Raw genomic sequence first — 18,449 nt, forward strand, 5'->3', positions numbered from 1 at the left:
TCAGGTGCGACGTGCTCCGGCGCGCAGCACGGTCTTCTGGATCTTGCCCGTCGAGGTCTTCGGCAGCTCGGCGAACGTGATCGCCTTGGGAACCTTGAAGCCCGCCAGCCGCTCACGCAGGTAGGCCATCAGTTCGGCCTCGGTGACCGTCGCGCCCGTTCGCCGGGTCACGAACGCGATCGGCACCTCGCCCCACTGGGGGTCCGCAACGCCCACCACGGCGGACTCGACGACATCGGGGTGCGCGTCGATGACTCGCTCCAGCTCGACCGAAGCGATGTTCTCGCCGCCCGAGATGATCACGTCCTTGGCGCGGTCGCGGATCTCGACGTAGCCATCCGGATGCATCACCCCCAGATCGCCGGTCAGGAAACATCCGCTGCGCGTCACCGCATCCGTTGCCTTTTCGTCCTGGTAGTAGCCCAGCATCACGTCGTTGCCGCTGACCGCGATCTCGCCCATCGTCCGCCCGTCCGGCGGCACGTCGGCGCCCGACGGGCCGAGCACGCGCAGTGGCCGCGCGATGAGGTTGCCGATGCCCTGCCGTGCCCGCAGTCGCGCAGCCTCTTCCGGGCCGAGCTCGTCCCACTCCGGCTGCCACACGTTGACCGCGACCGGACCGTACGTCTCGGTCAGCCCATACAGGTGCGTCACGTCGAAGCCGAGCGGATCCAGGCGCTGCAGCAGGGCCGGTGACGGCGGGGCGCCTCCGGTGTCGACGTGCACCCGGCGGGCGAGCGGCCTCGCGCCGGCATCCTCCGCGATCATGGCCAGAACGGTCGGCGCGGCGCTGAGGTTCGTGACGTCGGCCTCGCGCAGCAGCCGCCAGATCGCACCGGAATCAACCCGGCGCAAACACACGTGAGTACCCCCGGCCGCCGTCACCGCCCAGGTGAAGCACCACCCGTTGCAGTGGAACATCGGCAACGTCCACAGATAGCCGGTGGCGGGCCCCAGGCCGGCGTGATACGCCATCGCCACCGCCTGCAGGTAGGCGCCGCGATGGTGGTACATCACGCCCTTCGGCCGCCCGGTGGTGCCTGAGGTGTAGTTGATCGCGAGAAGGTCGCGTTCGTCCACACCGATCCGATCAGCGGTCGACGCCGTTGTCGGCAACCACGACTCGTACTCGTCCCCCGCACCGCCGGCGATCACCACGTCGACCCCGGTGCGCTTGCCGAGCTCCTCGGCCTGTGCGGCGAATTCGCCTGTAGCCACCAGGAGCCGGGCGCCCGAATGCTCCACGAGGTAACGCATCTCCTCGACAGCCAGGCGCACGTTGATCGGCACCAGCGCGGCACCACGCGCCGGCACGGCCTGATGGAGCTCCAACATGACATGGCTGTTGGCGCACAGAGCGGCCACCCGGTCGCCGGCCTCGATCCCCGACCGGGCCAAGGCGCTGACAAGCCGGTCGCAGCGAGCCGCGAACTCCGTGTACGTCAGCCGGATGTCCGCGTCGACCACGGCCAACCGCTGGGGGAACGCCTGCGCCGCCCGGTCCAGGAAGTGGATGGGCGACAACGGCGCGAAAGTGAACTCAGCCATAGCTCGGTTCTGCCCTAAGCGTCCGGCACGATGCGGAGAGTCGCGGGATCATATTCGTGCAGCGATTCCAGGCCGGTCTCGGTGAAGACGCATGCCGACGCGACCCAGAGGGCCCGGCGACGGTCCTGGGTGTGCGGGTTGACGCTGATGCGGACGGCCATGCCGGGCTCGAACGTCGTGGGGACGGTCCGGTTCCGGATGGCCTCGTCGACCGATGACGGCCACCCGGCCATGGGCGGCGAGTTGTAGGCGCTCCACCCGCTCACCAACGGAAAGGGGACGGTGTACCCCGCCTTGGCGAGCGGCTCCATCAGCCGGTCGGCATCGGCGTTCGTCATACCCGGCTTCAGCTCCGCGAGCGCCGTCCGATAGAGCTCCGCGGCAGCGTCGAACAGAGCGCGGTATTCCTTCGTCGGTTCGCCGGTGAACCAGGTCGTCATGAGTTTCCCGTAGTAGCCCCCGAAACCGACGCTGTGCTCGGAGAGGACCACTTCGTCCCGGCCCACCTTTTTGTGCGTGGGATACGGGTCCGGGTAGGTCATGGCAGGGCTGGTCATCGAGGTCGAGCTCAGGTGGATGTAGGCCGTGTTGCCCCGCAGCTTCTGGGCGGTGGCATATCCGGCTTCGGACAGCTCGTGGTGGCTCACGCCGGGCTTCGTGGCCTGGATGATCGCCTCCTGCGCGGCGTCGTTGATCGACGCCCCGCGCCTCTGATGCTCGAGTTCCTCTGCGCTCTTGATCAGCCGCCACTGCTCATACAGTTCGGTGACGACGCGAAACCCGGCTTCCGGGAGCGCCTCGGCAAAGTGGTCCCTGGCCTCGACGGGGAGCGACATGGTCCACCACGACGCGTTGAGCGGCCCCACGATGCCGATCTTGCCGCGCTCGAGGCCGACCTCCTTCAGCCGGGCGGAAACGCCGAACTCGCAGCGCGTCCCGCCGGCGTTGCGGATATCGGTGAGGCAGGAAAGGTCCTTGGCGTTCGGGATGTGCTGGGCGATGGGGACGAACACCGTGGGCTCGTCGTGGAGCGGGACGACGACGTAAGTCTGGATGAATGCCGCATAGTTCGACAGGTATACGGCGTTGATCTGACCGAGGTCCCGGCCGGCGAACGCGTGGGCCCCGTAGATGACGAGGGCGTCGAGCCCGTTCTCCTTCATGCCGGCCCGGACGAGTGCGAAACGCCGCTCGTATTCCTCCAGCGAGAAGGGCGGCAGCCAGTCGTTGTCGACCATGTTCTGGTTGAGGGTGAGCGTCATGTCTCCTCGTCCAAAGGGTTGTGGTGGAACGGTCACGACGCGACGTTGAGCGGAGCGACCGGGCCCTGACGGTTGCCGGCCAGCACCTGGCCCATGATCATCAGCTGTACGTCCAGCGGTGCCGGATGCAGCCCGGTTGCCGCGTCACGGAACAACTTCTCGACGCCGACGTCGGTGAAGGTGCCCGGACCGCCGTGGATGCGCACGGCGTCCAGTGCGACCTTCATCGCCGCTTCGGAGCCGAGCACCCGCGCCATGCGCAGGACGATCGGGTCGGCCTGCTCCGGGTGCTCGGCGGCCCACGCCGCTTTCCAGATCGTGTTGCGCGCCGCCTCGATGGTCATCGCCATCTCGCCGAGCTGCCGGGCCACCATCTGGTGCTCGATGATCGGCTTGCCGCCCTGGACCCGCGTCTTCGCGTATTCGAGCGCCAGGTCGAACGCCGCACGGGCCACGCCGAGGCACCGCGCACCGACCCAGTACCGGCCGACGGTGAAGCGAGACATCTCCGCGAACCCGCCGTTCCACGGCGTCAGCTGGTTTTCCTTCGGGATGCGGCAGTCGTCGAAGTGAAGCTCGGCGATGGGCGCGAGCCGGTGCCCCATCAGGTCGAAGGTCCGCGCGACACTGAACCCCGGCGTGTCCTTCGTGACGATGAAGGCGGTCATGCCCTGCGTCAGCCCGACCGACTTGTCCGTGCGCGCGAACACGATGATCACGTCGGCGACGTTGCTGTAGCTGGAATACGTCTTGACCCCGTTGAGCACGATCTCGTCCCCGTCGGGTACGGCTTCGAGCATCGGGCCGCCGTCCGGCGCGTCATAAGGGAGCTGCGCGTCGGTACCCGCCGTGGGCTCGGTCATGGCCAGCGCGTAGATGGCCCGCGGATTGTCGAGATACGGCCGGATGAACGTGTCACGGTGGAAGTCGTTGCCCATGCGGTCGATGAGCGCGACACAGTTCCAATACTGCGCGATGATCCCGCCCACGCCGATGTCCGCGGCCCCGAACTCCTCCATGAGCAGACAGAGGGTGACCTCGTCGACCGGCGTGCCGCCGTACGCCTCGGGCAGCCCGAATCGCATCAGGCCCTCGCCGTGGGCCTTCTCGATGATGCCCCACGGGAAGCGCTCGTCCGGGTCGCTGATCTTGTCCAGCTCAGCCACCACCGGTCGCACGTGGGAATCCATGAACTCGCGCACCCACGCCACATGTCGCACCTGCTCTTCGCTGAGCGAAAAATCAACCACCGCGCGCATCCTTCCGTGGCCGGCGACATCGCTGACCGCATTGGCTCAGGTGGCGATAGCCACGGGTGTCAGTCTGCGCGGGAAGCGCATCCCCACGCCATAGTTGCCAGAACACACTTGAGGGCTATCTATGTGTCGGCCGATACCCGGCTAGGGAATCTCGACACCGGCGGCAGCCCACCGCGATGCAGTCCATATTGGACACGGCATGGGCGCCGTGCGCCGCCTGAGCGTCGTTGAGCGGGAAGGTGCTGTCGATCGCCACGCGGATCGTGCCGTCCTCGAGTGCCCGATTTCGGCGAGCTGTGCGCCGTCCGAGCGAGATGCCCAGCCTGGCGTTCTCCTCATCGTCGAACTCGCCGCTCCGCACCTCAGCGGCCGTCCGTTGAACGATGTAATGAGGGCTATACATTGACCGGCCCGGTGTCTTCGATGACACTCACCGAGTGAACCGGAAACGGACCTCGGAGTTGCGGTCCTGGTTGAAGGCCATCGGTACCGTGACGGCGGCTGTCAACGCCGCTTGTGATCTCAAGTCGCTGCTGGACCTGGTCGCAGCTACCGCGCATGACCTCCTGGACCTGAGCTATTGCGCCATCATGCTCCCTGACGACACGGAGGAGTACCTCTCTGTCGCCGGTGCGAGCGGACTGCCCGACCAGTACATCGCGCGGGTCAATCGTGATCACCCGATCCGCCTTGAGGCGGGTCCGCTGGAAGGCGCGCCCGCGAGTCGCGCCTTCCGATCTGGCAAGCCGTGCATGGTCAGCGACATGGCGGCGGAGCCCAGTTCGAGCTGGACCGATGTGGCACGCGAAGAGGGTTACCGGTCGATCCTGGTTGTTCCCCTGCTGACCAGCGCCGGCGTCGTCGGCACGCTGAACAGCTACCGGACCACGCCGCACGACTTCTCACCGCAGGAGGTCGAGCAACTGGAGCTTCTCGCCGAGCATGGCGCGATCGCCCTGACTTCGGCCCGTATTCTCGACGACCTCCGCGACCAGCACCGGCGCATCGTGCGGTCCGAGGAGATCCACGACCGGCTGCTGCGAGTGGCCGTCCGGTCAGGCGGCGTAGCGGGAATCGCCTCGGCTCTGAACGACCTTCTGGGCTGCGAGGTGGTCATCCGGGACGCCTACGGCGCAACACTCGCCGCCGAACCGGCGCTGTCGGTCGCCGATCGCATCGCGGCGTCGCCGGCGCCCTTTTCACCGCAGTCCGCCGGCGACTCCGGATTGGTCAAGGAAGTGGGCGAACACGTCGCGGCCAACGTCATGCTGGACGGCACGAGCGTCGCGACGGTGTGGCTACTGGACCGCGCGGGCAAGCTCGATCCACTGGGGGTCCGGGCGGTGGAGCACGCCTCAGTGGTGCTTTCGCTGGAACTACTGCGGCAGCGGACCGCGGCCGAGGTCGAGCAAACCCTTCGAGGGGAACTCCTCGCCGACCTTCTCGACGGCGCAGACCCGCGATCCCCCGCTATCCGGGACCGTGCGGGGCTCATGGGCCACAACCTGAGCCTGCCCCATCGGATGCTGGTCGCCGCGGCCCGGAGCCAATCCCGAGCCGATATCGGCGGGCACACCATTCTCGACGACGTCGATGTCGCGCAGCGCGCGGCGTCCGAAGCCGTTCGCCTGACCTCACACCTGAGACCACGTCCGCTCATCGCCGCGGTGCGCGGACTGGTTGTCGCGCTCTGGCCGCAAAGCGACGCGGTGCCGACGGGGGAACAACTCCTGCGTCGCGCCTTCGCATCGGCACAGCGCGGCGGGAGCGTCGCGATGGCCGTCACCGCGGTCGACACCAACGGAATCCCGGCGGCGTATCGGGGCGCCAGGGGCGCACTCGCTTTCGCCGCTGCGGACGGCGAATCCCGCACCGCGGTGACACTGGACGACCTGGGGGCCGCCGGTCTTTTGCTGCAGTTCGCCGAACCCGAAGAGCTCCGCCGATACGCCGAACGCACCATCGGTGTGCTCCGCCGATACGACACCGCCCATGGTGCGGAGCTCCTCAAGACCCTGCGGGCCTACCTGAACTGCGACCTCGACCGGCGCACCACCGGCGAAATCCTGGTGCTGCATCCCAACACCGTGAGCCAACGACTTCGCAGGATCGAAACACTGACCGGCCTCGACCTGCGCTCTCCCCGATCCGTGATCGAGGCGCGGACAGCGCTGATGCTCACCGACGTCGCCGACGCGGTGAGCGGGGTACCGGGATAACCCGCGCTACTGGTCCGCCTCGAGGTAGTGCCGCGCCAGGGCCTCGACCTTGATCGTCAGATAGCGGAACGCAGGGAGGCCGGCCAGGAGCTGGTCGAGCTCGGAAACGTCCGGAGCAGACCAGATTCCGACGTTCGACGTGGTTCCTGGCACCCGCCAGATCCGCTGAATGGCACCGCGCCGGCGATAGTCGAGCCCCACCGCACGCTCGGCATCGAGCACTGCCGCCCAGGTTCGGTCATCGATGGTGTCCGGTCGCTTCAGGGCGATCCGGACCAGATATTCAGGCATCGTCGGCCTTCGCCTCGTCCGAAAGTTCTTTGAGCACTTCGTCCGTATGCTCGCCGAGCGCGGGCACGCGAGGTGTGCCGCGTCCGGCGAACGGGAAGGGAGGGGCGAGCACCGACACACTGTCGCCGCTGGGCAGTTCGACGGCCCGCCACCGGTGTCCCTCCTCGAGTTGCGGGTGCCGGGCGACATCGGCCGTCTCGTTCAGCCGTCCCCATGGCACACCTTCTCGGTCGAGCGCCGCTGCCAGCTCGGCCGCCGACCACGTCGACACCGCTTCCGCGACTGCGCTTTCGACCTTCTCCCGGTGCCGCAGACGTCCGGAGTTCATGGTCAGGCGGGTATCGCGCGCGAGGTCGTCCAGTCCGAGCACCGCACACAACCGCAACCACTGCCGATCGTTCTGCACGGCGATGTTGAGGACACTGCCGTCAGCCGCACGGAACGGCCCGTATGGCGTGATCGTCGCGTGCCGGGTCCCGGCCGGTTCGATGACGGCCCCGCCTTCGGTGTAAGCGAGCAGCAATGGACTCATCCACTCGACAAGGACGTCGAACATCGAGATATGGAGCCGCTCGCCACGGCCGGTCACGTCCCGGGACCGCAAAGCCGCCAGGATTGCTGTCGCCGCATAAATACCGCCCCCGAGATCCGCCAGCGAGACACCCGGCTTCGCTGGTTCGCCGGGCAGCCCCGTATTCGCCGTGACTCCCGCCTCCCCTTGCACGAGCAGATCGAAGGCCTTCCGTTCCCGATACGGTCCGACCGGGCCGTACCCGCTGATCTGGCAGGTCACCAGTCGTGGGTTGAGCTTCTCCAGCTCGTCGGCCGACGCGATGCGTTCGACCGCGCCCGGACTCAGGTTGGAAAGGAACACGTCGGCGGTTTCGAGCAACCGAAACAACGCCGCCTTTCCCTCCGGTGACTTCACATCGAGCGTGATGGAACGTTTCCCGTAGTTCAGCCACACGAAGTGGGAAGCCATGCCGTTGACGAACGTGTCGTAGCCGCGGGAGAAGTCGCCTCCGTCCGGTCGCTCGACCTTGATGACATCTGCCCCCAGATCGGCGAGATGCCGTGAGCACAACGGCGCGGCAACGGCCTGCTCCAGGGCCACCACCCGCAACCCCGCCAACGGTGCACCGGCTTCACTCATGGGTGCCGAAATTCAGGACCGTGCCCACGGCGGGCTGCAGATAATGATCGGGCATCTCGTCGTGGAGTGCGGCGTGCGTGTGGAGTCCACTGCAATGCATGGGAATGATGCGGGACACCTCACGCTCACGCATACCGTCGATCGTGAGCCGCACATTCTCGCGCGGAGTCGTCGGGAACCCCAGGTGAAAACCGCCCATGACGGCATGTACCGGCTTGGGGCCACAGATCTCGCGCGCCCGGTCGATCGTGTTCAGCACACCGGCATGCGCGCAGCCGGTGAGGACGACGAGCCCCTTGTCCTTCACGTCGATGACGAGCCCTTGCTCCTCCGAGACTTCGTCGAGTCCGTAGGTTCCGTCCGCTCTCACCTGATACAGGCCGGGCGCGTGTGGTGCCGGCGGCGCCACGGGGCCCTCGAACGGAACCGTTCTCGGGATGTACCCCGTGGTGAACATGCCACAACCCAGATCCAGCGCCCCACCGCTGAGCACCGGGCGCCCGCCGTGGCGTTCGACATCGTCGAGAGTGAAAGCCTGGTTGTAGTACTGCGACACTCGCCCGTCCCCCATGACCGCGTATCTGGGCAGGAACGCATCGGCGTTGGTGGCGACCGGAATCGTGCGATCGAACGCGTCGAGGAACGAGTACAGGCCGCCGTAGTGGTCCGGATGGCCATGACTGATGACGACCTGTTCGATCCGGCTCGCGTCGACACCCAGCACCTCCAGGTTGTGCCTGAGCACGGACCCGGTGAGCCCGACATCGAAAAGGACCGTCGATTCATGCCGGCCACGGCGCGCGGTGACCAGGAGACTGATGCCGTTTTCGGCCTGCGGTGGAGTCCGGCGAGGATCGAAATGCTCGATCAGCCCGGCACGCACACAATGACCGCCGTCACCGAGGTCGAGATCCGGCAGGAGCATGTCGACCCAGTTTTCGACCAGCACCGTGATTTCGACGCTGTCGGCCTGAAAGATCCCCATCAGAAGATCGCAAGCGGGTTGACGGGGGACCCCACGGCGCCGGTGATCGGCAAAGGTGGTGCCGTGAAAAAGAATTCGTAGCGGCCTTCCTCCATGCAGGCGGCGGCGAGGGCTTCGAGGTCGAAGATCTCCCCGATCGTCATGCCCGCATTGACGAGCAGGATCAGGTGCAGTGGCTGGAAAACTCCCGGCGTGTCGTTGGGCAGAACCTCGGTCCCCCACGTATCCGTGGCCAGCGCCGCAATCTCGTTCGCCGCGAACCAGTGCGCTGCCGCGTGACCCAGCCCCGGAGCGGGTCCCCCGTCGTACTGACCCCACGACCCGCGGGAGCGGACTTGGGCCAGCTGACCGGTCCGGACCAATACGATGTCGCCCGAGCGGACCTCGACTCCTTGCGATGCGGCGCAGGCCGCCAGCTCGGCGTCGTCGATGGACTCCCCGGCCTCGAGCCACTCCACCCCTCGGTGACGGGGGATATCGAGCAGGATTCCCCGCCCGAGCACACCGTCGGAGATCTGTTCGATGCCGTTCACGGTGGCGCCGGTGCTGGTCACGTGTTCGAGCCCGTGACCGTTGTACATCTGCTCGCGGTAGAAGATGTGCGCCAGCGCGTCCCACTGCGTGCCGCATTGCAGCGGCATGGCGACGGCGTCATCGGTGTAGCGCAGTACCGCGAGGTGGTCCTGCGCCCCCAAAGCGATATCGCCGCCGTCCTGCAGCATGGAGTGCACGGGATTGGTCCGCCCGCCGAACCCGCCGCTTTGCGGGCCATTGCTGTCGAAGGGAAGGGCGCAGGAGACGACCCGGCCCGACCTGATCATGGTGGCGGCGTATTTCAGGACATCGGGCGTGATGAAGTTGAGCGTGCCCCGCTGATCGTCCGTCCCCCAACGGCCCCAGTTGCGGTACCGGATGCACAGCTCGTCAACCAAGCCGATCCATTCTTCTTCCGTGACCGGCAAGGCCTTATGGCTACTCGCGGATTCCACGTCTGTCATGGGAAAACCTTCCCAGAGCGATCCGTGGCGAGCGACGTCTACCGCGACATAATTGACGGCGATTGATGTTTCTCGAAACACTGACTGGAGAAGGCGATCAAAAGAGAGGAGGGGCAGCGCTTCGCATGCGCTGCCCCCGGAAATGGTGCGGTGTCTCAGAAGGCGACGTTCTCGTGGCCCTTGAGCTCCAGGATTTCCCGCGCTTCGGCCGGGGTGGCGACTTCGTATCCGAGGCCTTCCAGCACCTGCCGCATCTTGTCGACCTGCGATGCGTTGTCGGGGGCCAGTTCACCCGGCCCCAGCCAGAGCGAGTCCTCCAACCCGACACGGACGTTGCCACCCATGGACGCGGCCATCGCGGCGATCCGGAATTGCGACGCCCCAGCTCCCAGCACCGACCAGCGGTACGCGTCGCCGAAGAGCCGATCGGCCGTGCGCTTCATGTGCATGACGTCTTCGGGATGCGTGCCGATTCCACCCAGGATGCCGAAAACGGACTGGATGAACAGCGGCGGCTTGACGAGGCCGCGGTCCAGGAAGTGCTTCACGTTGTACAGGTGCGCGATGTCGTAGCACTCGAATTCGAAGCGCGTGCCGTTCTCGTAACAGGTCGAGAGAATGTACTCGATGTCCTGGAACGAGTTGCGGAAGACGAGATCCTTGGTGGCGGCCAGGAATTCCGGCTCCCAGTCGTGCTTGAACTCCTGGTAGCGATCGAGGAGGTGGAACAGCCCGAAGTTGATCGAGCCCATGTTCAGCGAGGCGACCTCGGGCTTGAACACCGCGGCCGGCTTGACGCGTTCGTCGACGCGCATATACGGACTGCCACCCGTCGTGATGTTGATGGCCGCATCGGTGCCCGCCTTGATCTTCGGCAGGAACGGGCGGAACGCCTCGGGCGTCTGATCGGGCTGGCCGGTTACGGGATTCCGCGCGTGCAGATGAAGGACGGAGGCCCCTGCGGCAGCGGCGCCGATGGCCTGCTCGACGATCTCGTCGGCGGTGATGGGGAGGTACTCCGACATCGACGGCGTGTGGATCGCACCGGTCACCGCACACGTGATGATCACCTTGTTTCGCTGCGCCATCGCAACCACCTCCAGCATGAACCATCGACGCCTTTACTGAGGAGACATTCAATAGTGTGTGCTGGTCCGTGTCAAGCAGTGCCGCGCCTGACCCGGGTTGCCCGCCTCGCCGGCGCCTGGGCCGCCAAGGTCTCGATGAAGGCGTTGACCGCCATCGAGGCCACAGCGGAGCGGTCCTCGGCGACAGCTGTCAGGTGGATGTGCTTGCGGATCAGGAAATAGATCAGGGTGGAATGGAGATGCCAGACAAGTTCCGGGTCGACCTCCCGGTCGAGGCCCATCGAAGCAGCAGACTCGGTGGCGATGATGCCCAGCACCTCGTCGACGCGGTCCCTGATGTACTGGCGGGTCATGTCGAGCCCGTCAAGGCTGGCGTACATGACGATCCGCACCCAGACGCCGTCGTCGATCGCGTCCAGATAGCGGTCGTAAAAGGCCAGGAGCCGTTGGGACAGCGGGATGTCGCGATCGCGCAGCAGCGTTGTCCACCCGCTGTCCCAGCGGGACTCGATCACCTCTTGGAATACCCGTTGGATCAGCGCTTCCTTGGTCGGGAAGTACCGATAGATGAGGGGTTCGGAAATGCCGAGGCGCGCGGCCAGTTCCCGCGTCTGAGCGGCGAACCCTCTCTCGGCGAAGAACTCGATCGCCGCGTGCAGGATCATCGCTTCGCGGGCTTCGGGCGAGAGCCTTGTCCGTCGCTTGTGGCTCGGAGCGCTGGCCACGGGGCCTCCATTCTGGTCGCGCGTCGCGCGCCATCGTAAGCCGCGGGTCGCGCGCAGGGGCGTCGGATGCCGCCGGGGCCCGAACCTACCAATCCGCTTGTGGCTGGCGGAAACCGTGCCGGTAGCGTTGTGGGCTGGTGCCGAGATCGCGGGCGAAATGCGCGCGCAACGCGTTGGCCGAGCCGTACCCGCTGCGCTCGGCGACCTCCGGCACGGGCAGATCTGTGGTCTCCAGTAGTTGCCGCGCCAGCAGCAGACGCTGGTTGTGCAGCCACCGTTGCGGGCTCACGCCGAGCTGGTCGGAGAATCGGCGGGACAAGGTGCGCACGCTGAGGGCGGCATGCCGTGCGATATCGGCCAGTGTCAACGGGTTCGCGAGGTTGGCCTGCATCCACTCCAGTGTGCCCGCCAGCGAACCGGTCTGGCTTTCGGCCGTGGTGTCACCGATGAACTGCGCCTGATCACCTTCGCGCACCGGCGCCATCACCACCGCCCGCGACGCGTTGGCGGCAACCGCCGCACCATGATCGCGTGCGACGAGGTTCAGGCAGAGGTCCAGACCAGCTGCGACACCGGCGGACGTGAAGATCCGGCCGTCACGCACGAAAAGCGCCTTGGCGTCCACCGTGACGTCCGGGTACCGGCGGGCGAGTTCGCATGCGGCGGCCCAATGGGTGGTCGCGCGCCGCCCCGACAGCAACCCCGCCTCGGCGAGGACGAAGGCACCGGTGCAGATGGACACCACCCGCGCGCCACGGACCGAGGCCGCGCGAAGCGTGTCGAGCAGTTCGGCCGGAACCTGGTACGGGGCGGCCAAACCCGGGACGACAAGGGTCGCCGCCTCGGCCGCATCGTCGAGGCCGTAAGGAACCTGGATGTCGTAGTAGCGAACCAAACCCGCCGTGGTCCGCACCACCGGCCGCGGCCCGCAGACCTTGACCTCGTAGGGCCGGGTCCGGCCGGTGAGCCGCACCATGCCGAACACGTGGCACGGAATCGACAGGTCGAAGCCGACCACGCCGTCCGGCGCCAGTACCGCGACGACATGCGGTTCAGCCGGCATCGGCGGCCCCGGCACGGACGGGGACCCGCTGCGCGCAGCTCCAGTGACAGGACGACGCGGGACACACGCAGCGCGGCCGGAGACCGAACCTGGGCCGGCCGGCCACTTTGTCCACTGTGGACTCGACGCCGAACACGCCGAGAAGCGCTTGCTCGGTCAGCACGTCCACCGGAGCTCCGATGTGGACAGTGCGGCCACGGTCGAGCAGGATGACGGTATCGGCGTACGTCGCGGCGATATCCAGGCTGTGCAGGGCCGCGATGACCGTGATACCGAGTCCGCGCACGAGTTCCATGAACTCCAGCTGGTGGGCGATGTCGAGGTGGTTGGTCGGTTCGTCGAGGACCAGCAGCCGTGGACGCTGGGCCAGCGCGCGGGCGAGCAGCACGCGTTGCCGTTCACCACCGGACATTTCCGCGATGCGCCGGTCGGCGAACCGCCGCAAACCCGTCCGCTCCAGCACATCCTCGACGATGTCCCGGTCGGCCGGGGTCAACCGGTCGAAGGTGCTCAGATGCGGGGTCCGGCCCTGTGCCACGGTTTCCGCGACGGTGAACTCGAACCCCGAGTGCTGTTCCTGCAACAGCACGCCGACCTGACGAGCGGCGTCCCTGGCGGACAGCCGCCAGACATCCTTGCCGTCCACCAGGATCCGGCCGCGGTCCGGCCGCCGGGCACGGAAGATCGTGCGCAGCAAACTGGATTTGCCGCTCCCGTTCGGACCGACCAGCGCCGCGAACTCGCCGTCGCCGATCACTATGGACACGTCGTCGAGTACCTTCGCCGAAGCGAGCGTCAGGTGCACATTTTCGACCGTCAGGGTCATGCCGAGGTCTCCAACCTGTGCCCGCGGCTGCGCATGACGAGCAGGAACAGTGGCACACCAAGGAAAGCGGTGACCACACCGATCGGCAGTTCGGCCGGGCTGATCACCGTCCGCGCCAGCACATCCGACCACATCAGGAAAATCGCGCCGAGGCCCGCGGTGACCGGCAGCGCCCGCCGGTGATCCGCGCCGACCAGCATCCTCGCCACGTGACCGATGATGAGGCCGACGAACCCGATGCCACCCGAGACGGCCACGACCGTGCCGGTGAGCAGGGTGGCGAGAACCAGCAGTTGCCGCCGCAGGCCGCCGGCGGGGATGCCCAGTGCCGCGCACGCATCGTCGCCCAGCACGAGCACGTTCAGCTGACGCGCTCTGGCCAGCAACGCGGCGAACGCCACCACGACCACGATGGCCGGCACCGGCAAGGTGGTCCACTGGGTGCCGGACAGACCGCCGAGCAACCAGAAGATGATCTGCTGCTGCGCCGCGGTGTTGTTGGCCTGGGCCAGCAAGAACGACGTCACCCCGCTGAACAGATGCGCGCAGACCACCCCGACCAGGACCAGCCGCAACGGCTGGAGCCGGCCACCCTGGCGGGCCAGCATCAGCACGACGGCCATCGCGAACGCCGAGCCGAGGAACGCCGCCGCGGGCAGGGTGACCGCACCGAGAATCGCCGTCCCCGACGTGAGTACCAGCACCGCGCCGACCGACGCACCCGAGGACAGGCCCAGCAGATGCGGGTCGGCGACCGGGTTGCGCACCACGCTCTGCGCCACGGCACCGGCCAGCGCGAGCCCGGCCCCGACGACCGCGGCCATCAGCACGCGCGGGAACCGGAACCGCCACACCACGAGGTCCGATGTGGACTCCGTACCGGCGCCGCCGGACAGATGGTTCGCGAGGATGCGGGTCACCTCGCCGACCGGCACCTTGACCGGGCCGATCCCGGTCGCGACGAGCGCCGTGACGACCGCGACGGCCGCGATGACGCCGAGAACTGTGAAATAGCGGCCGGTCGCGCGCAGGACGGGGCGTTCTCCGGTTTCCCGCAGGAGCATTACGAACCCGCCTGGTGCAGACCAGTGGCGAGCTGTTCGAGCCCGTCGAGATTGAGCGGGCTCGGGAAGCCGACCAGGAACTGGGACGAGGACAGGATCCGCCGGTTCTTGACGGCGCTGGTCGAGGCGAGCAGCGGGTTGCGGGCGATGTCGTCGATCAGTTGCTGCCCGGTGGTCTTGGCGAAACTGTAGTCGGTGACCACCAGGACCACCTCGGGATCGGCCTCGACGACCTTCTCCGGTGACACCGCGGTCCGCCCGGTGGAGGCGGCGAAAACGTTGGTGCCGCCGGCAAGTTGGATCAGCGCGTTGACGATGGTGCCGCCGCCGGAGGCCGCCACCGGTTGCCCCGCGACCGGATTGTCGCCCAGCGCCAGCACCCGCGGGCGCGGGCTGTTCGCGTACTCGGCGACCACGGCCTGTTCGCGGGCACGTAGTTCGCCGACGATCGTGGCCGCCCGGTCCGGAACCCGGAAAACCTTGCCCAGCTTGGTGATGAAGTCATACGTCGGCGACAGGTCGGTCCGCGGCCCGCTGGGCAGGCACGCCGCGACACCCTTGGCACCCATCGTCGCCAAGTCGGCGTCGGTGGGGCTGCCCGCCGGCCCCCCGAAGCCGGAAAAGCCGGTCACCACGAGGTCGGGGCTCTGGGCGGCGACGGCCTCGACGACCGGCACGGAATCGGCCGACAGCACCGGAATCCGCGCCAGCTCACCGCGATAGGGCTCCCGGTCGGCGCGAATCGGTTTGGTGAAGCCGATGCCGGCAATCCGGTCGGTCAGCCCGAGGCGCGCCATCGCCTGCGCCGCATAGCCGTCGAGCGCCACCACCCGCCGCGGGGTGCTGGTGATCGTGACGTCCCTGCCCTGGCAGTCCTGCACGGTGACCGGCGCTTCCCCGCCGGCCGTGTTCGCTGGTGCTACGGCACAACCGGCCAGCAACAGCGCCGAAAGCACGGCCAGGGCCCGAAACGATCTCACCGTGCGCGCTCCGGGTCGCGCCAGACCGTGCCGCGTCGTTCGTACTCGAAGCCCTTTTCCAGGCGGAGCGCGGTTTCCGCGCCGGCATACCGCTCGACCAGCCAGAGCGCGAGGTCCAGACCAGAGGTCACCCCGCCTGCGGTGACCAGATCACCGTCGTCCACGACCCGGGCGGTCACGTGCCGCCCGCCCGCCGCTTCCAGCTCGGTCACCGCGGCGTGGTGTGTGGTGCACGGCCGCCCGCGCACCAAGCCGGCCGCGGCGAGCAGGATCGCGCCGGTGCACACCGACGCGAACACCAGCCCGGGCCGGTTCGCCTCACGGAGGGCCTCGGGCACGCGGCCGGACTCCAGTTCCGCCCGCACCCCGGTCGGCCCGCCCGCGGCGAAGCCACCGCCGGGAACCAGCACCACATCGGCCTTTTCGGGCGCCCAGGCGCTCGCGTCACCAAGGCGCAGGCCGTTCTGTGTGGCCACCGACGGGCGCCCGTCCAGCGTCACCAGGTTCACCGAGATACCCGCGCCGATCCGGCCGGCCCGCTGCAGCACCTCGTAGGGGGCCACCACGTCGAGATCGTCGACACCATCGAAAACCAGCACATCCACTCGTGTCACGCCATTGATCGTCACGGCCCGGCACCTCGTGACGGAAGTGGCCAGCGGGCCAATATCCGCCCGTTTCTTGCCAGGCGCTCGGGCACCCACGCCCACCTGACCAGTCGTCCGGTGGCCACGGAAAGTTCCGTGCCAGAACGACGCGTCCGTAATTTCGGGCACGGGCTCAGCTCGGGCGGACAGTCGTGGGGACCTCGGCTGCGGCGAGCGATCTCGTGCGGGAACTGTCCGCCCGCGGTGATGGGCTTCTACGATCCGGCCGTGCTGTTCGACGTCCAGCCCGCGTCGTGGCCCGGCAGCTCCGGCCTCGACCAGGCCTAGATGACTGATTCCGTGAAGGTCATGTGAAGTGGCCCGGGGTCTGGGCATGGGTGGAGGGTGTCCATGATCATTTTGTGACGAACGATCTGAACACCCTCCTGACGGCACTGTACGTGCTCGTCGACGACCATGTGGTGATGCCCCGGATCGGCCGGGGACGGCGACCACTGCTTACCGACAGTGAGCTGATCACGCTGGCCACTGCCCAGGTGTTGCTGCGGTTTGACTCCGAGCGTCGATGGATCGGCATCTTCATGCCGATCCTCGGTGGCGTGAGTGGTTTGCTCACCTCCCAGCCCAGTCTGGCTACCACAAGCGGTTGAAGGCGGCAGAACCGTTGCTGTGCAAGACCATTCTGGTCCTTGTCATGTGCTGTCCGTCCTGGTTCGACGACATGTGGATCACCGATGCCACGCCCGTTCCGTGCGGGATGTCCCGCGAGACCGTGAAGCGCTCCGACCTGGCCGGGCACGCTAGCTACGGATACTGTGCGTCACACTCGCGATGGTATTGGGGGCTCAAGCTCTACCTCGTGTGTTCCGGAGATGGGATGCCGATCATGTGGGTGCCTGGCCAATCCCAAGATCGGGGAACGCGAGGTGCTCGCCGCGCTACTCGACCACAACCACCACCTCATCCGCAAAGGTCAAGTCCTGTTGGCGGACAAGGGTTTCGCCGGCAAGGAATTCAAACGGCTCACCGACGCGATGGGGCTACGGCTGCTGCGCCCGGACCGCAAGGACGAGACCTACCGCAACGGCAACCTCGGCGGCGTGCGCCAGCGCATCGAATCGGTCAATCAGACCCTCAAGGGCCAGCTTGACCTGGAAGCCCACGGCAGCCACACCCCTCCCGGCGTGTTCACCCGCGTCGCCCAACGCCTCCTCTCCATGGCCGCAAGCATCTGGCACAACTGGAACACCGGCCTGACCAGCAAACGATCACTCACCGCCTACGACCACTAACACCAACTTCACGGAATCAACCGTCTAGAGCCACCAGAAGTGTCAGACGGCCCGCGGGCTGGTCGGTCTTGTCCAACGAGCTGACGGCGGTCTCCACCTAGCTTCGGCTGATGCTGGGCTGCTCGTCGTTCCAGTTGGCGACATGCTGGGGCGCGAGGTTGCGGACCGCCTACGCTCAAAGCGATGACGTGCCCTCCACATGCGCCGACGACGCGCTGCCGGGCGTCGAAAGACCGCTCGTCGACTGAGGCAGGGGAGTGGCTCGTGCAGGCCCTCGAGGGGCGCCTCCTGGATCACCGGGACGCGCTCGATGCAGGTCAGCTGGAGGCTGTCAGCGATTCCTCGTGTGCGCGCTGCCACGCGACCTTGAGGCGTTCGAGATGGTTCGCGAGATGGTGGGTCGCTGCCTCGTGCGCCGACTCCGGATCGCCCGCTTCGAGGGCCCGAAGGATCGCGGTGTGCTCGGAGAGCATGTCGGTCAGGTGCGGCCCCCACGGCGTCGAGTACGTGGCGATCATGATCTTGGATTGGATCCGGGTGAGGTTCTCGACGAGGCATGCGTTCCCACTATGGGCCTGAACCTGCTGATGGAATTCGAGATCGGCCGCGCGCACGGCCCTCGTGTCTGCGGCCTGCACCGCATGGTCCAGACGATCGTGAATAGCCCGCAGCTGGTCGAGGTCGGCCTCGTTCAGTGACGGCGCAGCAAGGCGGGCGGCAAGCCCTTCCAGAGCGCACCGTACAACCAGGGCGTCCAGCAACTCGTCGCGACTCGGCTCGGCGATCAACGCCCCACCCGCGGTCAGCCGGATCAGCCCTTCGTTGACGAGTCGCTCGAGCGCAGCGCGCACCGGGCTTCGGCTCATTCCCAGCTCGGCGGCCAGCGTCACCACGCTGACCTTCTCCCCTGGGCGGAAGTGCCCGTCGAGGACGGCGGTCCGCAACTGGTCATAGGCCAGCTCGGCCAAGCTGCCGGGCCGGGCCACCTGTTCGAGTGCCATCGACTGTCCCTACGTCATCGCTTGCATACAGCGTACAGGCGGCAGCTCAGGATCGCCCGCTTGACAATGCTGCATGCAGCATGCAGC

Annotated in this window: 17 protein-coding genes and 1 pseudogene; 3 read left to right on the top strand and 15 right to left on the bottom strand. The window is 67.2% G+C overall.

Annotated elements, in window-relative coordinates; translation table 11 throughout:
* From GKO32_RS06800 to GKO32_RS06810, 3 genes are read right to left on the bottom strand one after another with little or no spacing between them, the layout of a single operon-like run.
* Positions 1–1,548 (bottom strand): acyl--CoA ligase family protein, encoded by a 1,548-nt coding sequence (locus GKO32_RS06800; RefSeq protein WP_154755935.1) that lies wholly within the window; start codon positions 1,546–1,548, stop codon positions 1–3.
* Positions 1,549–1,562: 14 nt separating this feature from the next.
* Positions 1,563–2,810 carry a M24 family metallopeptidase gene (locus tag GKO32_RS06805; protein WP_154755936.1) on the bottom strand — a complete coding sequence of 416 codons (1,248 nt, stop codon included), beginning with the start codon at positions 2,808–2,810 and terminating at the stop codon, positions 1,563–1,565.
* 32 nt (positions 2,811–2,842) lie between these two features.
* A complete protein-coding gene (locus GKO32_RS06810) occupies positions 2,843–4,060 on the bottom strand; it encodes an acyl-CoA dehydrogenase family protein (RefSeq protein ID WP_166459412.1) in 1,218 nt (405 codons plus the stop codon).
* A 446-nt stretch (positions 4,061–4,506) separates the two neighbouring features.
* Here GKO32_RS06810 and GKO32_RS06815 point away from each other — a divergent pair, with 446 nt between their 5' ends.
* Entirely contained in the window at positions 4,507–6,288 is a 1,782-nt protein-coding gene (locus GKO32_RS06815) for a helix-turn-helix domain-containing protein (protein ID WP_312867607.1), read from the top strand.
* A 6-nt stretch (positions 6,289–6,294) separates the two neighbouring features.
* Here GKO32_RS06815 and GKO32_RS06820 read toward each other — a convergent pair whose 3' ends face one another.
* From GKO32_RS06820 to GKO32_RS40075, 11 genes are all read right to left on the bottom strand, one after another.
* Entirely contained in the window at positions 6,295–6,579 is a 285-nt protein-coding gene (locus tag GKO32_RS06820) for a muconolactone Delta-isomerase (RefSeq protein WP_154755938.1), read from the bottom strand.
* Entirely contained in the window at positions 6,572–7,732 is a 1,161-nt protein-coding gene (locus GKO32_RS06825; protein ID WP_154755939.1) for a CaiB/BaiF CoA transferase family protein, read from the bottom strand. The genes GKO32_RS06820 and GKO32_RS06825 overlap by 8 nt, the downstream gene beginning before the upstream one ends.
* A complete protein-coding gene (locus GKO32_RS06830) occupies positions 7,725–8,717 on the bottom strand; it encodes an MBL fold metallo-hydrolase (protein WP_154755940.1) in 993 nt (330 codons plus the stop codon). The genes GKO32_RS06825 and GKO32_RS06830 overlap by 8 nt, the downstream gene beginning before the upstream one ends.
* Positions 8,717–9,715: a cyclase family protein gene (locus GKO32_RS06835; protein WP_154755941.1), complete on the bottom strand. Its 999-nt coding sequence runs from the start codon at positions 9,713–9,715 to the stop codon at positions 8,717–8,719. The genes GKO32_RS06830 and GKO32_RS06835 overlap by 1 nt, the downstream gene beginning before the upstream one ends.
* 155 nt (positions 9,716–9,870) lie before the next feature.
* Positions 9,871–10,803 (bottom strand): 3,5-dioxohexanoate:acetyl-CoA acetone transferase, encoded by a 933-nt coding sequence (gene kce / locus GKO32_RS06840; RefSeq protein WP_154755942.1) that lies wholly within the window; start codon positions 10,801–10,803, stop codon positions 9,871–9,873.
* 71 nt (positions 10,804–10,874) lie between these two features.
* A complete protein-coding gene (locus GKO32_RS06845) occupies positions 10,875–11,528 on the bottom strand; it encodes a TetR/AcrR family transcriptional regulator (RefSeq protein ID WP_154755943.1) in 654 nt (217 codons plus the stop codon).
* Between the two features lie 85 nt (positions 11,529–11,613).
* Positions 11,614–12,591 (bottom strand): GlxA family transcriptional regulator, encoded by a 978-nt coding sequence (locus GKO32_RS06850; protein ID WP_154755944.1) that lies wholly within the window; start codon positions 12,589–12,591, stop codon positions 11,614–11,616.
* Positions 12,581–13,417 carry an ABC transporter ATP-binding protein gene (locus tag GKO32_RS06855; RefSeq protein ID WP_154755945.1) on the bottom strand — a complete coding sequence of 279 codons (837 nt, stop codon included), beginning with the start codon at positions 13,415–13,417 and terminating at the stop codon, positions 12,581–12,583. The genes GKO32_RS06850 and GKO32_RS06855 overlap by 11 nt, the downstream gene beginning before the upstream one ends.
* Complete coding sequence (locus GKO32_RS06860) at positions 13,414–14,481, bottom strand: FecCD family ABC transporter permease (protein ID WP_154755946.1); 1,068 nt, start codon at positions 14,479–14,481, stop codon at positions 13,414–13,416. Before GKO32_RS06860 ends, GKO32_RS06855 begins: the two co-directional genes overlap by 4 nt.
* Positions 14,481–15,461, bottom strand: coding sequence for an ABC transporter substrate-binding protein (locus GKO32_RS06865; protein WP_154755947.1), 981 nt, complete (start codon positions 15,459–15,461; stop codon positions 14,481–14,483). The genes GKO32_RS06860 and GKO32_RS06865 overlap by 1 nt, the downstream gene beginning before the upstream one ends.
* On the bottom strand, positions 15,458–16,090 hold the full coding sequence (locus tag GKO32_RS40075; protein ID WP_208024292.1) for a DJ-1/PfpI family protein: 633 nt from the start codon (positions 16,088–16,090) through the stop codon (positions 15,458–15,460). The genes GKO32_RS06865 and GKO32_RS40075 overlap by 4 nt, the downstream gene beginning before the upstream one ends.
* A 114-nt stretch (positions 16,091–16,204) precedes the next feature.
* On the opposite strand from GKO32_RS40075, the gene GKO32_RS40080 reads away from it, so the two are divergent.
* Both GKO32_RS40080 and GKO32_RS06875 read left to right on the top strand, forming a co-directional pair.
* Positions 16,205–16,396 carry a hypothetical protein gene (locus GKO32_RS40080; protein WP_208024293.1) on the top strand — a complete coding sequence of 64 codons (192 nt, stop codon included), beginning with the start codon at positions 16,205–16,207 and terminating at the stop codon, positions 16,394–16,396.
* Between the two features lie 74 nt (positions 16,397–16,470).
* Positions 16,471–17,361: pseudogene (locus GKO32_RS06875) on the top strand (IS982 family transposase).
* 317 nt (positions 17,362–17,678) lie between these two features.
* Here the strand turns inward: GKO32_RS06875 and GKO32_RS06880 are convergent.
* Positions 17,679–18,362, bottom strand: coding sequence for a GntR family transcriptional regulator (locus GKO32_RS06880; protein WP_154755949.1), 684 nt, complete (start codon positions 18,360–18,362; stop codon positions 17,679–17,681).
* Between the last annotated feature and the right edge of the window lie 87 nt (positions 18,363–18,449).

This window comes from Amycolatopsis pithecellobii, assembly GCF_009707865.1.
Taxonomy (GTDB): Bacteria; Actinomycetota; Actinomycetes; order Mycobacteriales; family Pseudonocardiaceae; genus Amycolatopsis_E; species Amycolatopsis_E pithecellobii.

Excerpts from the sequence above, each read along its gene's own strand:
- GKO32_RS06880 (WP_154755949.1), bottom strand. The coding sequence starts at position 18,362 with ATGGCACTCGAACAGGTGGCCCGGCCCGGCAGCTTGGCCGAGCTGGCC.
- GKO32_RS06835 (WP_154755941.1), bottom strand. The coding sequence starts at position 9,715 with ATGACAGACGTGGAATCCGCGAGTAGCCATAAGGCCTTGCCGGTCACG.
- GKO32_RS06850 (WP_154755944.1), bottom strand. The coding sequence starts at position 12,591 with ATGCCGGCTGAACCGCATGTCGTCGCGGTACTGGCGCCGGACGGCGTG.
- GKO32_RS06820 (WP_154755938.1), bottom strand. The coding sequence starts at position 6,579 with ATGCCTGAATATCTGGTCCGGATCGCCCTGAAGCGACCGGACACCATC.
- GKO32_RS06800 (WP_154755935.1), bottom strand. The coding sequence starts at position 1,548 with ATGGCTGAGTTCACTTTCGCGCCGTTGTCGCCCATCCACTTCCTGGAC.
- kce (WP_154755942.1), bottom strand. The coding sequence starts at position 10,803 with ATGGCGCAGCGAAACAAGGTGATCATCACGTGTGCGGTGACCGGTGCG.
- GKO32_RS06825 (WP_154755939.1), bottom strand. The coding sequence starts at position 7,732 with ATGAGTGAAGCCGGTGCACCGTTGGCGGGGTTGCGGGTGGTGGCCCTG.
- GKO32_RS06860 (WP_154755946.1), bottom strand. The coding sequence starts at position 14,481 with ATGCTCCTGCGGGAAACCGGAGAACGCCCCGTCCTGCGCGCGACCGGC.
- GKO32_RS06805 (WP_154755936.1), bottom strand. The coding sequence starts at position 2,810 with ATGACGCTCACCCTCAACCAGAACATGGTCGACAACGACTGGCTGCCG.
- GKO32_RS06830 (WP_154755940.1), bottom strand. The coding sequence starts at position 8,717 with ATGGGGATCTTTCAGGCCGACAGCGTCGAAATCACGGTGCTGGTCGAA.
- GKO32_RS06855 (WP_154755945.1), bottom strand. The coding sequence starts at position 13,417 with ATGACCCTGACGGTCGAAAATGTGCACCTGACGCTCGCTTCGGCGAAG.